This window comes from Gloeothece verrucosa PCC 7822, from assembly GCF_000147335.1.
Classification (GTDB): domain Bacteria; phylum Cyanobacteriota; class Cyanobacteriia; order Cyanobacteriales; family Microcystaceae; genus Gloeothece; species Gloeothece verrucosa.
Genome location: NC_014501.1, coordinates 1,293,690 through 1,306,458, shown reverse-complemented (window position 1 = coordinate 1,306,458; position 12,769 = coordinate 1,293,690). Strand labels below are relative to the sequence as shown.

The 12,769-nt window shown below is 39.2% G+C and carries 12 protein-coding genes; 5 read left to right on the top strand and 7 right to left on the bottom strand.

Translation table 11 applies throughout. The features are described 5' to 3' along the window. The first annotated feature begins 21 nt into the window (after positions 1 to 21). Together CYAN7822_RS05795 and CYAN7822_RS05790 are read left to right on the top strand one after the other, a co-directional pair. Positions 22 to 1,794 carry a M61 family metallopeptidase gene (locus CYAN7822_RS05795; RefSeq protein WP_013321305.1) on the top strand — a complete coding sequence of 591 codons (1,773 nt, stop codon included), beginning with the start codon at positions 22 to 24 and terminating at the stop codon, positions 1,792 to 1,794. A gap of 44 nt (positions 1,795 to 1,838) precedes the next feature. After that, positions 1,839 to 2,753 (top strand): branched-chain amino acid transaminase, encoded by a 915-nt coding sequence (locus tag CYAN7822_RS05790; protein ID WP_013321304.1) that lies wholly within the window; start codon positions 1,839 to 1,841, stop codon positions 2,751 to 2,753. 86 nt (positions 2,754 to 2,839) lie between these two features. Here CYAN7822_RS05790 and CYAN7822_RS05785 read toward each other — a convergent pair whose 3' ends face one another. Together CYAN7822_RS05785 and CYAN7822_RS05780 are read right to left on the bottom strand one after the other, a co-directional pair. Further along, positions 2,840 to 3,526, bottom strand: coding sequence for a TIGR04283 family arsenosugar biosynthesis glycosyltransferase (locus CYAN7822_RS05785; protein ID WP_013321303.1), 687 nt, complete (start codon positions 3,524 to 3,526; stop codon positions 2,840 to 2,842). Further along, positions 3,513 to 4,163 (bottom strand): CatB-related O-acetyltransferase, encoded by a 651-nt coding sequence (locus tag CYAN7822_RS05780; RefSeq protein WP_013321302.1) that lies wholly within the window; start codon positions 4,161 to 4,163, stop codon positions 3,513 to 3,515. The genes CYAN7822_RS05785 and CYAN7822_RS05780 overlap by 14 nt, the downstream gene beginning before the upstream one ends. Positions 4,164 to 4,269: 106 nt before the next feature. Between CYAN7822_RS05780 and CYAN7822_RS05775 the strand changes: the two genes are divergently transcribed. Beyond that, a complete protein-coding gene (locus CYAN7822_RS05775) occupies positions 4,270 to 4,635 on the top strand; it encodes a NifB/NifX family molybdenum-iron cluster-binding protein (protein WP_013321301.1) in 366 nt (121 codons plus the stop codon). Between the two features lie 357 nt (positions 4,636 to 4,992). Here CYAN7822_RS05775 and CYAN7822_RS05770 read toward each other — a convergent pair whose 3' ends face one another. The 4 genes from CYAN7822_RS05770 to CYAN7822_RS05755 form a co-directional block, all read right to left on the bottom strand. Then, positions 4,993 to 5,916, bottom strand: coding sequence for a hypothetical protein (locus tag CYAN7822_RS05770; RefSeq protein WP_013321300.1), 924 nt, complete (start codon positions 5,914 to 5,916; stop codon positions 4,993 to 4,995). A gap of 108 nt (positions 5,917 to 6,024) precedes the next feature. Continuing rightward, positions 6,025 to 6,840 (bottom strand): C39 family peptidase, encoded by an 816-nt coding sequence (locus CYAN7822_RS05765; RefSeq protein ID WP_013321299.1) that lies wholly within the window; start codon positions 6,838 to 6,840, stop codon positions 6,025 to 6,027. A gap of 71 nt (positions 6,841 to 6,911) precedes the next feature. Then, positions 6,912 to 7,916, bottom strand: coding sequence for a hypothetical protein (locus CYAN7822_RS05760; RefSeq protein WP_013321298.1), 1,005 nt, complete (start codon positions 7,914 to 7,916; stop codon positions 6,912 to 6,914). Positions 7,917 to 8,053: 137 nt separating this feature from the next. Continuing rightward, positions 8,054 to 8,632: a WD40 repeat domain-containing protein gene (locus tag CYAN7822_RS05755; RefSeq protein ID WP_041933150.1), complete on the bottom strand. Its 579-nt coding sequence runs from the start codon at positions 8,630 to 8,632 to the stop codon at positions 8,054 to 8,056. An 816-nt stretch (positions 8,633 to 9,448) separates the two neighbouring features. Between CYAN7822_RS05755 and CYAN7822_RS05750 the strand changes: the two genes are divergently transcribed. Then, positions 9,449 to 9,841, top strand: a complete 393-nt coding sequence (locus CYAN7822_RS05750) for a carboxymuconolactone decarboxylase family protein (protein WP_013321297.1) — start codon at positions 9,449 to 9,451, stop codon at positions 9,839 to 9,841. 122 nt (positions 9,842 to 9,963) lie between these two features. On the opposite strand, the gene malQ is transcribed toward CYAN7822_RS05750, so the two are convergent. Beyond that, positions 9,964 to 11,469, bottom strand: a complete 1,506-nt coding sequence (gene malQ, locus CYAN7822_RS05745; protein ID WP_013321296.1) for a 4-alpha-glucanotransferase — start codon at positions 11,467 to 11,469, stop codon at positions 9,964 to 9,966. Positions 11,470 to 11,719: 250 nt separating this feature from the next. Here malQ and CYAN7822_RS05740 point away from each other — a divergent pair, with 250 nt between their 5' ends. Continuing rightward, positions 11,720 to 12,586, top strand: coding sequence for a cyanophycinase (locus CYAN7822_RS05740; RefSeq protein WP_013321295.1), 867 nt, complete (start codon positions 11,720 to 11,722; stop codon positions 12,584 to 12,586). The last annotated feature ends 183 nt before the right edge of the window (positions 12,587 to 12,769 follow it).

Genomic DNA, 12,769 nt, shown 5'->3' with positions numbered 1-12,769 from the left:
AATTTCTCAACTCAAGAGGTAATGACTAAAGCCGCCTTAGCACCACAGCAACTCATCACAGAAAATCTCCCAACCCTTTCTTATCAAGTGGCTATGGGACAACCCACTTCCCACTTATTTGAAGTAACGCTACAAGTTAAAGGGTGGCAAGCTTCTGTATTAACTTTAAAAATGCCTGTATGGACTCCGGGTTCTTATTTAGTGCGAGAATATGCCAGATTAGTGCAGGATTTTTGCGCTAGCGGTCCCGAAGGTCAAGTTTTAGTCAGTCAAAAAACCCGCAAAAACGAGTGGGAAATTGAAACTTCTGCCGTCTCAGAAATAACGGTTAAATACCGTGTTTTTGCCCATGAGTTAACCGTCAGGACCAACCATTTAGATGCTACTCACGGCTATTTTAACGGAGCCGCTCTCTTCTTTTTTGTTCCGGGTTTAGAAAAACATCCCATCACCGTCACCATTGTACCGCCTCATCCGGATTGGCGAGTCACTACCGCTTTACCGGCCATCCCAGGCCAAGAACATACCTATCAAGCTCAAGATTTTGATACCTTAGTGGATAGTCCTTTTGAAATAGGGATTCATCAACTTTATGAGTTTGACGTATTAGGTAAACCCCATCAATTAGCCATTTGGGGACAAGGCAATGCAGTGGCCGCTAAAATTATCGAAGATACTCAAAAAATTATTAAGGTACAAGCAGAATTATTTGGCGGGTTACCCTACGAGAAATATCTGTTTTTACTGCATCTAAGCGGCAATGGTTATGGCGGCTTAGAACATAAAAATTCTTGTTCCCTCATTTATTCGCGTTTCGGATTTCGAGACAAATCTCAATATAATGCTTTTCTGCAATTAGTCGCTCATGAATTCTTTCATTTATGGAATGTTAAACGAATTCGCCCAAAAGCCCTAGAAGTTTTTGATTATGAAGCCGAAAACTATACCACATCTTTATGGTTTTCAGAAGGCACAACCAGCTATTATGATATTGTCATTCCCTATTGGGCAAAACTTTATGACAGCAAAAACTTATTAGAAAACTTCAGTAAAGATATTACCCGTTACTTACAAATTCCCGGACGGAAAGTACAAACTCTCGGGGAATCTAGTTTTGATGCTTGGATTAAATTATATCGGCGAGATGCTAACAGTGATAATAGTCAAATATCCTATTATCTTAAAGGAGAATTAGTCTCATTATTATTAGATTTGCTCATTCGCTCACGCCACAATAATCAACGTTCACTCGATGATGTGATGCGTCAGTTATGGGAAAAATTTGGCAAATCAGAAATCGGTTTTACTCCCCAACAGTTACAAGAAATCCTTGAATCAGTGGCGGGAATGGATTTAAATGATTTCTTGGCAAAATATATTGACGGAACTGATGAATTACCCTTTGAGGAATACTTAGAACCCTTTGGCTTACAACTGGAGAAAGTAATAGAACAAGAAGCTATCCCTAGCTTGGGAATTAAAGCTCAAAGTGAAAATGGTAAAGAAAAAATAAAATTTGTAGAAATCGGTTCACCCGCCTGTCAAGCTGGAATAGATGCCGAAGATGAGTTATTAGCACTTGATGGCATAAAAATAACGGCGAACCAATTAAATGAGCGGCTTAAAGATTATCAAGCTGGTGATAAAATTAAAATAACCGTTTTTCATCAAGATGAATTGAGGACGCTGACAGTCGAACTGGCTGCCCCCCAACCCAGTCGCTATGAACTCGTAAAGATGAAAAATCTCTCTCCCAGTCAACAAGAAAACCATTACGGATGGCTTAAAAGTTAACAGTTATAAGTTTTTACCCATAACCACTGACCCCTGAATAAAAGATGCACGATTTTCTCCCTTTTGCCTACTTTCAAAACCAATTTGTCCCCTTTGAAAAGGCTAATATTTCCATAGCCACCCATGCGCTACATTATGGCACAGCCGCCTTTGGAGGATTGCGAGGAATACCCAACCCCGAAAACCCTGAACAAGTGTTACTATTTAGACTAGACCGCCATTGTAAACGCCTCAGCCTTAGTGCAAAATTCCTTCATCATGATTTACCGGCGGATAAAATTCAACAAATAATTATTGATTTTGTAAAAAAAAATAAACCGACTAAACCTTTTTATATTCGTCCATTAGTCTATAGTTCAGGTTTAGGAATAGCCCCCAGATTACATAACATAGAAAAAGATTTCTTTGTTTATGGCTTAGAAATGGGTGAATATTTATCGGCTGATGGAATCAGTTGTCGGATTAGTTCTTGGTATAGACAAGAAGACCGAAGCTTTCCCTTAAGAGGAAAAATTAGCGCGGCATATATAACCTCTGCATTAGCTAAAACTGAAGCCGTAGAATCAGGTTTTGATGAAGCTATTTTAATGAATTCTCAGGGCAAAGTCTGTGAAGCCACAGGGATGAATATTTTTATTGTTAGAAATGGACAATTAATTACCCCGGGATTTGAACAAGATATCTTAGAAGGAATTACCCGAGATAGTGTCATTAAAGTGGCTCAAGATTTGGGAATTACTGTCATAGAAAGAGCCGTTGATAAGACAGAATTATTTATCGCTGATGAAGTATTTTTATGTGGAACGGCGGCGAAAATTTCCCCCGTCAATCGCATAGAAAATTATTCTCTACCACAAGAGCGTCCCATTACTGATAAATTGAGAGAAAAAATAACAGCAATTACCTTAAATCAAGACCCCAAATATAAAGACTGGGTGTTTATTATCGACCTAAACTAACTATTCATGACTGGCAAGGTTCTCACTCCACCCACCGAAAAAATTGTTTTAGATGGAAACAGGTTTTTTTCGGGCCAAGGTGCAGTTTATTTGGGTTGTCTTCGGTAAAAAGCCGCTAACCGATCTGGAGAAATTCCTAAATAATAGCCAATAATAATTAATTGATTGATTAAAGTTGTCTTAATAACCCCTAATTTTCGCCAACGACGATCTGATGTTATGACTGATACAGGTGCAATAGAAATTTTTCCTTTGCGCCGCAAGCGTTGAATAAACTCATAATCTTCCATAATGGGCATATTAGCAAAACCTCCCATGTCTCGAAAAACAGAAGCATAGAGAAAAAAAGCTTGATCGCCATAAGGAAGAGATAGAAAACGCGACCTCAAATTAACCATTGCTTCAACTAATCTTAAAGACAGTTTCTCGCTATCAATCTTTAATTCAAACGCCCCGGCAATAATTTTAGGATTAGATAAAGTAGTCTTAACCCAATGTTTATAATCTTGCGGAAGAATAGTATCAGCGTGTAAGAATATAAGAATTTCTCCTGTTGCTGTTGATGCCCCTATATTCATCTGATGGGCGCGACCAGTTTGGTTACAACAGAAGACTTTTACCCCTAAAGCTTGGGATATTTTAACGGTTTCATCCTGACTACCTCCATCGACAACGATAATTTCTATTTCTGTATCATCTAAGAGTCTTAAAACGGTTTTTTCCAGAGTAGAGGCTTCATTTAAAACGGGAATAATAAGGCTAATTGAAGTCATCTTTAATTAGTGCTTGTAAAGCGGAAAAATCATTGCTAGAAAGAATAGATAAATGTTCAGTTATTTTCGCTATTTCCCAATCCCACCATTGCAGTTTAAGCAAAATATCAATTACCTCATCCTCAAAACGTTTTTTAATCGGTTGGGCGGGATTTCCGGCAACAATGGTATAAGGTTCAACATTTTTAGTCACCACTGCCTTAGCGCCAATAATTGCCCCATCTCCTACGGTTACTCCCGGCATAATCACAGCATTATAGCCAATCCATACATCATTACCTATGATGGTATCTCCTTTGTAAGGCCAGGAATCGGGTTCTGCTTTTTCCCAGGCTTGACCGAAAATTGAAAACGGATAACTGGTAAAATAATTAAGCTGATGGTTGCCGCCATTCATAATAAATTTAACATCACTCGCAAGGGCACAAAATTTGCCGATGATTAATTTATCTCCGATAAAATCAAAGTGGTAAAGCACGTTTTTTTCAAAGTTTTCAGGATTCTCGAAATCATCATAATAAGTAAAGTCACCAATGATAATGTTAGGGTTTTTAATGATGTTTTTGAGAAAGCATAACCGTTTGTAATGTTCTAACGGGTAGGGATTAAGAGGATTGGGAAAATTTTGCTCAGACATAAGCCTTCTTGCTCGAGTTGGTTAGGATACTCTAACATAATTGGCGTTAAGCTGAAGAAATCCAATGCTAAGATGGAAGTAGCGGAATTAAAAGGATAGATGAGCAATGAAATTTGCTGTTGTTAGCCAAAATTTTGAAACGATTGGCGGTAAAACAGGTCGCGCTCGCAACTTTCTCATCTATGAAGCCAGTCAAGAGAGTAAACCGGTCTTGCTGGAAAAATTAGAAGTTCCCGAAACAGAGCCGACTTTTCATGACCTTCACCTAGATGATACAACCCCTCACCGACTCGATCAAACGATTCTCATTACAGGAGAGGCAGGAGAAGGGTTAAAAGAACGTTTGAGTCGTCGGGGAATTACCGTCTATATTACCAGCGAAACTGACCCAGTAGCGGCTATTAATGGGGTTCTTCAGGGCACTTTACCCACTGTCGCCCCAACTCCTCATAAAGATGATGGAAGTTGCTGATAAACCTATATAAACCCATATAAATCTACATCCACCTACACCCTGAAGGGTGTGGCTATACGAACAAAGCCCGCCTACGCGGGCTAATATTATTTTGTAGGTTGAGATACTGAAAATAGAAACCGCAATATTCAAGGAATACAAGCTCTACTAGCTGACAGTAATTTTACCGTTTTTCAAGAATGTTTTTCCTTGAATTTCTCTGTTAAGCTCTTGAAAATGCTCCCAAATCCCGAAAAATTTCAGATTGGGAACATTTTTAAAGCGACTTCTAGCTAGAAGGCATCGAAAAATTTCTCAAAATTCAAATTCTACTAGGCTTCTTGAGTCAAGGAAATGTGTAAGGCATTAAGAGCGTTACCTTTGAAGGGGGTAAATCCCTGTAGGCAGCCAAAAGCCATCGGTGTAGCCATTTTGCCATTGAATATAAACATGATCGAAAAAATGAAGGTTTTCGGCATGAAGATCCTTAATCATCCAGTCTGGACCGTTTGTTCCCGTTTCGGGTGGGTCATTCCCTTGACCTGGGTTTGGGAACTGGGTACGTTTTGCCCCATCTTTGGTGATGAAGTAAATATGTCCAGATTCATCGTTGCTATTGCGAGGCGCTCTAGCCCCTATTGCACCGCGAGGTGCTAAATAGTCTTTTTTAAGAAAGTAATTAAAACCCAGACGGCGTAGCATTATCTCAACACCAGTGACCTGAACACAATTTAAGTTCGAGGGATTTTCGAAAAGGTTCATTATTTGCGTAAATCCCAATTTTTGTGCAATATATTTCATGACACAGGACACGGAGTAAGCACACGGAGCCTTATGAATTCCGTATTGATCCTGGTTATGAGCCACTAACTTGGCTAATTTTTGTTCACCTTCGTCTGTTGCTTGTTTAAAGGTATTACTTGATTGCAATATTGGGAGTATTCCCTGTTCAAATAGCTTGCGCCCATCATGTTCGAGCAAAGGTAGATCGGGTTTTATTAAAGCGTGTATGATATTTTTATAAGCATCCAATACCAAACCTGGATAAAGAGCTTTGGTGTATTCATTGAAATCAGAAATAGTTACATCAGGAATAAAGGCAAACCATTGGGTTACATTTTGAACCGGCGAGATTAGTTGAAGTTTCCAGTGATTGTTGGTCGCCAATTCGTAGCTTTTAATCTCAAGTTCATCTCCTTTGGCTAAAGAGAATTTTTGGAGAGGGTCTGCAATCTGTGTACTATCAAACGTTGATTGCTTAATAACGGTATTAACAATTGCCTTGATTTTCGTATTCATCCCTAGAATGTCCTTTAATATTTAACATTAAGTAAATTTGGCTTTTTGCTTTTTAAGCATAGCTTCCAGGCTCAAACATAACTAACCTTGAACACTAATATTAAACTCTTAGGTTTTTTCACAAAGATGTGCCCATCCGGTTTGGCTGCCAGAATAACTTAATCGTCCCATCATTTGATAAGAATAATGCAGCTTTGCTCCTTTATTCATGTTGGGTGGGGCATTCTTATCATAACCCCAACTGAACCATTCACCCCAAGGATCATTAACCCAGAAGCCAGTGGAATCATATCCGCGCAGTACAATAATGTGTCCGGAATTGGTAAATTTTCCCGAATAGATAACGGGTTTTCCGCTATCAAGATGTTTCTGAATTTTGCTGAAAGGAGTTGTCGTGTTAAAAGTGCTTTTAACATTCCAGTGCTTCAAAGTATCTACAATATGAGGGTGATAATAAATAGAGTCATAACCCCAGTTAGCTACACAATATTTAGTCATGGCATCTTCTAATTGGCCGGGGGTATGGGCATCAGTACCAGGATAGAAAAACTCTACAACCATAGCAGCCGAAGTCATATTACAAGTTTGGAAAGGACGAATCGTATTATCATTTTGGGGAAAATAAGGAACATTAAGAATGACTCCACTTTCATCAACTTTTTTTTCAGTCTCATCGTTATCAATCTCAACGTGACCTTGAAACGCATACCAATTATAACGACCCTTAATAGGTTCTTTAAGTTCAAATTTGTAATGATATTCCACATTATCAAACCAATTTATTTCTAAACATTGAGATTGATTAAGATCAAATTTTAGATTAGGATCGGCAATCTCAGAAGCTTGATATTCAGGAGAATATTTGATCGTTGTCTGGCCTTGTTCGGGCTTAACTCTAATGAAAAAGTTACCTGGATTTACCATAATTCTAGACCTTTTTAAAATTCTTAAATAAGACGGAAACTACAAACTTGTTGAAAATAGCTTGAAGTTAGTTAATGGAGTATGGGACAAAGATTAAATTCATCAACAATTTTTTGAACCTCTAACAGCAGGGTATTAGCTTCAGGGAGGATCTCTGCCTCTTTAGTATTGATCGGCCCCCAATGTTTGCGAAGATTTCTTAATCCCACTGCGGCGAATTCTGCCGCAAATGCTGGGCAAGCCTTCGATAAGCGTTGAAATTCTTTTCCTTGACCCTCTCCAAAATTTTCCCAGTTTGAATTAGAGCAAGTAACACCTTCCTTAAAAACTTCAACAAACCCAGATGGATTAGTTAAATACTGCTGAAACAATTGAGGCAGCAAAGGATTTGCACTTCGGGCATTGTAGCTGGTCTGGAAAAGTCCGGCTTCGGCAGTTTCCGCCGTGACGTTGTCTGCCGATAAGTCTCGCCCTTCACAATATTTTCCAGAACTTTCTCGCATTCCCAGGCCGATTAAAAGTACAAACAAATGTCTGAGTGTATCGACCCCAGGGGTATCATTATTCATTCCAACATTTTGGAATATTTGAGCATAGTGTGCTAAAGCGTCTTTCTCAGTATTTCCTGTATTGGCTTTAGCCATTTCTTTCGCCGCAGCATCCCCTGCTTTTAGCTTGCAGTAGACTCGCCCGTAAACCAATGCCATTCCTTTTATATAGCCAATGGGTGCTATACCTCGTTGATGCCAGTTGTAATCAGCAATTTCCGAGCTTGCTGCGGCCTGAATAATTCTGTCAAGTTGGGCTGAAACCACAATATTAATGCTAGTAGAGGTCTGTTGTTGATTTGAACTATCAAAGCCAATAGCAGTGATTTGGCGGTTTCCAGCTTGAGTGAATCCCGAATAAATAATTGACCAATTACCATTGGGATCAACATTCGCATTTCCCAGTGGCCATTTGTCATCAGCCACCAATTTCACGGTAATTATTCCATTAGTGGCTGTTCCTTGAAAAGTAGCAGCTTTGTGTAAATCAAAATGAGCATTATTATTGGGAATGGTAATTTGCAGCATAAAGTTTCCTTTTTTAAGTTTTAATTTAAATATTCAACTGTGTCTTGGACAGATTGAATGATAACTGTTGAACCTCGTTTATTTCTTGAACATGAATTACTGTGTTGGCTCAAAATGGAGTTGAAAAGATATTTGTTTTAACTCCAATAACAAGAGATATCCCACAGCCTTAAAAAACCGGTTTCTTGGTTGTAGTGGCAATCGAGTGCTGCTAAATATTTTCCATCAGGGCTAACCTGCAAGTTATAAATATAGTGATCATACCCCTCAAGCTGATCTATCTCTTTACCATCTAGATCCCATATTCTTATACAACTTTTCTTGAACGTATCTTCTGGCTCGAATACAGGCTGATCAGCCGTTATTAATAATTTTCCCTTGGCGGCAAAAGCGACCAAATTTCCTCTAATTAAATCGTGAACTTTTTCACCACTGGGGATTTTCCATAAAGTTACTGTTCCCGTCAAATAAGTAGCCGTTGTTACCAATTGACTATCAGGACTAAATAGGACTTGTGAGATTCCTGGTAGCTCCACATCTTTATTTAATTCAGCCAGTTTTATTCCCCTAATAATATCCCATAAAATAACAGTTTGATTTTTTTGGTTATTTTCTTGGTTATTTTCTTCAATAGTTGCTATAAATTTTCCATTGGGACAAAAGACGGGAGAAAGGTTGCTAACAAAGTTTGTTGTCAATGTAATAGGTTTTTTCATGTTCTTCACTGTACGGCTAAAAGAAAAATTTTTTGAAGCGACGATGAAGAATCGCTTTCCCAAAAATCAAGATTATGAATCTCTAAGGCTAAAATTTAATTGCTCTTTTTTTTGAGTAAAATTTTGACACACTCCTTTCAATTTAACCCGAAAACCTGTTAAAAATATTGAGTTTGCTTAAGTCAGCAAATTGCTAATTAAGTTTAAGCTTTTTGATTAACGGCTAAACCTTTCTTATCTATTATTTTAAAGAGTTAAGATTGAAAATCAATCTATGTTGCAAAAATGTATTAAAAAACATAAAAGTTGTTTTAATATTGGCTTAATTATTGAGCAAACTCAATAGCATTTGCTAGGTTGTAATCCTTAGACCTCTTGCAAAAGTTTTTCGTGATATAATGAAAAGTAATTCATTTTTTTAGTTTGTCCGAATAACTGTCAGATAGGCGCTTGGGAAAGGTGGCGATGCAGCCGCACTCGCTTCGCTGTGACCGCCTAATTGGAAAAAAAGTAATTAAGTTTTAAAACAAGAATCATCGATTACAAATTACCGTAGAACATATTATTTTATAATTCCGATTTGGATAATGAAAATTAATATAAAATGGGGAATTGAACATTTGACTAAATACATTCCAGTCCGGAGCTTAATTTTTTCAAACATTTCATAAAGATACTCTTCTACTTTCATTTGATTAAACTCTTGGTTATTCACTAAATAATCTTCTTAAAATATCGTAAAAAATTTAACTCCTATGAATTAATTGCCAAAAATGGTATGTTTTGGCTGATCATTAGACACTCGGAGCAACAAAAGTGAGTAACTTGATTGAATACGAAGCCGCCAGCGATGAAGTGAGAGCAGTATATGACGACATACGTACTACACGGCAAACCGAATACATTAACAATTTTTGGAAAGCGCTCGCCCATCATCCCCCAACCTTAAAGCGAACCTGGGAGACGCTAAAAGATATTATGACTACTCCCGGAGAACTCGATCCTTTAACCAAAGAATTGATTTATATTGCTGTCAGTGTCACCAATAGCTGTGATTACTGCATTGCCTCCCATACCGCCGCCGCCCGTAATAAGGGAATGAGCGATCAACAACACGGGGAACTCTTAGCGATCATTGCCTTGGCTAATACCACAAATCGCCTTGCCAATGGCTATCGAATTCCCGTTGATGAGCAGTTTAACACCTAAATAATTTAGCCAGGGTAGGATTGCTCTGTTCGCCTAGCCCCACCCCTTCGACACCGGGAGGGGCAGGCCTTGTTAGGTAAGGGAACGGGGCAAAAAAGCGCTCCCCTTAAACCCAACCAAAATTAACCCGGATAGCGCCCATAAAGATGCACCATATCCCGAAGACGATGAATATATTCTTCGATTAACGCCTCATTGCGGTAACGCCATCCCCAATTGCCATCAGACAAACCGGGGGTATTCATCCGCGCATCTGAACCCAAACTAAACACATCTTGTAGCGGAATAATCGCCTGATTGGCTACAGAACTATAAGCTAAACGGATCAAGTCCCAAGCAATGCTATATTCACCCGTACAGCCCATATATTGATATAAACGCCCTTTCTCGTGGTCATTGGCATTGTCATAATACCAACCATTAGAGGTATTGTTATCATGAGTTCCTGTGTAAATAATGCTGTTACGCTCCACATTAAACGGTAAATAGGGATTATCCGACCCACCCCCAAAAGCAAACTGTAAGATCTTCATGCCCGGAAACTCATAATGGTCCCGTAGATCTAAGACCGCTTGATCAATATCCCCCAAATCTTCAGCAATAATCGGTAATTTACCTAACTTAGCGCGAATCGTATCAAAAAAAGCATAACCAGGCGCTTTAAGCCATCGACCATTAATTGCGGTAGTTTCGCCGGCGGGAACTGACCAATAAGATTCTAATCCTCGGAAGTGATCGATGCGAATCAGATCAACATGAGTGAGAACTTCTCGAACACGACGTACCCACCAATCAAACCCAGTATGTTGTAAATGTTCCCAGTTATAGAGCGGATTTCCCCATAATTGACCGGTGGCTGAAAAATAATCTGGCGGAACACCAGCCACTTCTAAGGGGTTGCCGGTTTCGGGATCAAGTTTAAACACTTGAGGGTTAGCCCAAACATCAGCACTGTTATGCCCTACATAAATGGGAATATCGCCAATAATTTGAATATTTAGGGTGTTCGTATAACCTCTAAGTTCTAACCACTGTTCTATAAACTCAAACTGAAGGAATTTATGGAAAAAGATCTCCTCTTTTAACTGCTCACGGGCATATTCTAAAGCATCCCAATGGCGATGACGTAACTCGCTGGGCCATTCTGTCCAAACCGGCTGGTCTTGGGACTCTAAGAGTGCCATAAATAGAGCATAATCTTCTAACCAATGGGCTTTACCTTGACAAAACCCATCAAATCTCCGCCGCATCACAGGAGGCGCTTTGTGAGCAAAATTTTGAGCGGCTTTTCGCAAGATGGGCATTTTCCAAGCAATAACCTGCTCAAAGTCTACATAATCTAGGGGGAATTCCGGCAGGTCTTGTAAATCTTCCGGATTGAGTAAACCCTTTTCTAAAAGAAGATCAGGACTAATCAGCAGAGGATTCCCCGCCATGGCCGAAAAACTCATATAGGGAGAATTGCCCACGCTAGGAGGATTTAGCGGCAACATTTGCCAGTAGCGTTGCCCACTACGGACTAAAAAATCGATAAAATGATAGGCTTCTATACCGAGATCTCCGATACCGTAGCGACTAGGAAAGCTGGTGGGATGAAGTAAAATGCCACTGGAGCGCGGAAAGGGCATAGTAAAATAACCTCAAATTCTGTTTTCTGTCTCAAACGTAACTATATTACTTGAGGTTGTAATCTATCCAGGGAAAAGTTAATACTTCTAATAGAATTCTGTGCTTTTTTAAATAATCCCGAGGCGCTACCAAGCTAGAATAAACCGACTTATTCGGGAGTTCTGTATAAAATCTATCAAAAGATCCATAACATTTCCCTGCCTGTCATGTTTTCATGAAAATTATAGGACTTTGCCACTCGGAGGAAATATGGTTAACACTGCGGAAAAAGCCCCTGAACAATCAGGGGAAAATCAACCTGCTCAACAACAGACTAAACAAGATATTAAAGGACAATTAATTATTATTGGTGGAGCCGAAGATAAACAAGGCGATTGTAAAATCTTACGGGAATTTGTCCGCAATTCAGGTGGCGTTGATGCCAAAATTGTCATTATGACAGTGGCGACAGAATTGCCCAGAGAAGTAGGAGATGATTACATCCGCATCTTTGAGCGTTTGGGGGTTGATGATGTTCGGGTGGCTGATACAGTAGTACGAGATGATGCTGATTCTCCTAATATTCTAGAAGCCATTGATCGAGCAACTGGCGTGTTTTTTACTGGCGGCGATCAAGCGAGAATTATTGAAATTCTTAAAGATACCAAAATCCATAAAAAACTTCAGCAGCGCTATGAGGAAGGGTTAGTAGTAGCAGGAACAAGCGCCGGTGCGAGTATGATGTCAGACCGGATGATCCTAGAAGGAGATAGCGAAACTCATCCTCGCATAGAAATTGTCGATCTTGATGCAGGGATGGATTTCTTGTCAGAAGTGATCATCGATCAACATTTTGCCCAACGTGGACGTTTAGGACGGTTATTAGCCGCAGTCGCTCGTCATCCTGAGTTAATCGGCATCGGTATTGATGAGAATACAGCTATCGTCGTTAAAAATCATCAACTACAAGTTATTGGCGAAGGAAGTTGTACTGTCGTTGATCTTCAACCCGCTAGTCATAATAATATTAAACAGCTTTTAAAAGATGAAGGGTTAGCACTGTGTGATGTGGGTTTACATATTCTTCCCGACGGTTATGGTTTTGATCTAAGCACTCGTAAGGCCATTGTTTCCTAACATTTTTACTGTTAAATCAAATCCTTAATCGGTGGGCAATTCTACTTGAATTATTGCCCACTTATGTTATATATACTCAAGAAAAACTGGACCAAATGGTGTAACATTAAGATAAGTATCTAAGAGCCGTCAATCAACTTTATTCTGTAATTAATGAGTCAATAGTTTGCTGTTTTGTCTAAA

Bases quoted from the DNA above. Each gene is read 5' to 3' on its own strand.
- CYAN7822_RS05780 (WP_013321302.1), bottom strand. From the start codon at position 4,163: ATGTCTGAGCAAAATTTTCCCAATCCTCTTAATCCCTACCCGTTAGAA.
- CYAN7822_RS05765 (WP_013321299.1), bottom strand. From the start codon at position 6,840: ATGGTAAATCCAGGTAACTTTTTCATTAGAGTTAAGCCCGAACAAGGC.
- CYAN7822_RS05770 (WP_013321300.1), bottom strand. From the start codon at position 5,916: ATGAATACGAAAATCAAGGCAATTGTTAATACCGTTATTAAGCAATCA.
- CYAN7822_RS05795 (WP_013321305.1), top strand. From the start codon at position 22: ATGACTAAAGCCGCCTTAGCACCACAGCAACTCATCACAGAAAATCTC.
- CYAN7822_RS05785 (WP_013321303.1), bottom strand. From the start codon at position 3,526: ATGACTTCAATTAGCCTTATTATTCCCGTTTTAAATGAAGCCTCTACT.
- CYAN7822_RS05790 (WP_013321304.1), top strand. From the start codon at position 1,839: ATGCACGATTTTCTCCCTTTTGCCTACTTTCAAAACCAATTTGTCCCC.
- malQ (WP_013321296.1), bottom strand. From the start codon at position 11,469: ATGCCCTTTCCGCGCTCCAGTGGCATTTTACTTCATCCCACCAGCTTT.
- CYAN7822_RS05755 (WP_041933150.1), bottom strand. From the start codon at position 8,632: ATGAAAAAACCTATTACATTGACAACAAACTTTGTTAGCAACCTTTCT.
- CYAN7822_RS05760 (WP_013321298.1), bottom strand. From the start codon at position 7,916: ATGCTGCAAATTACCATTCCCAATAATAATGCTCATTTTGATTTACAC.
- CYAN7822_RS05740 (WP_013321295.1), top strand. From the start codon at position 11,720: ATGGTTAACACTGCGGAAAAAGCCCCTGAACAATCAGGGGAAAATCAA.
- CYAN7822_RS05775 (WP_013321301.1), top strand. From the start codon at position 4,270: ATGAAATTTGCTGTTGTTAGCCAAAATTTTGAAACGATTGGCGGTAAA.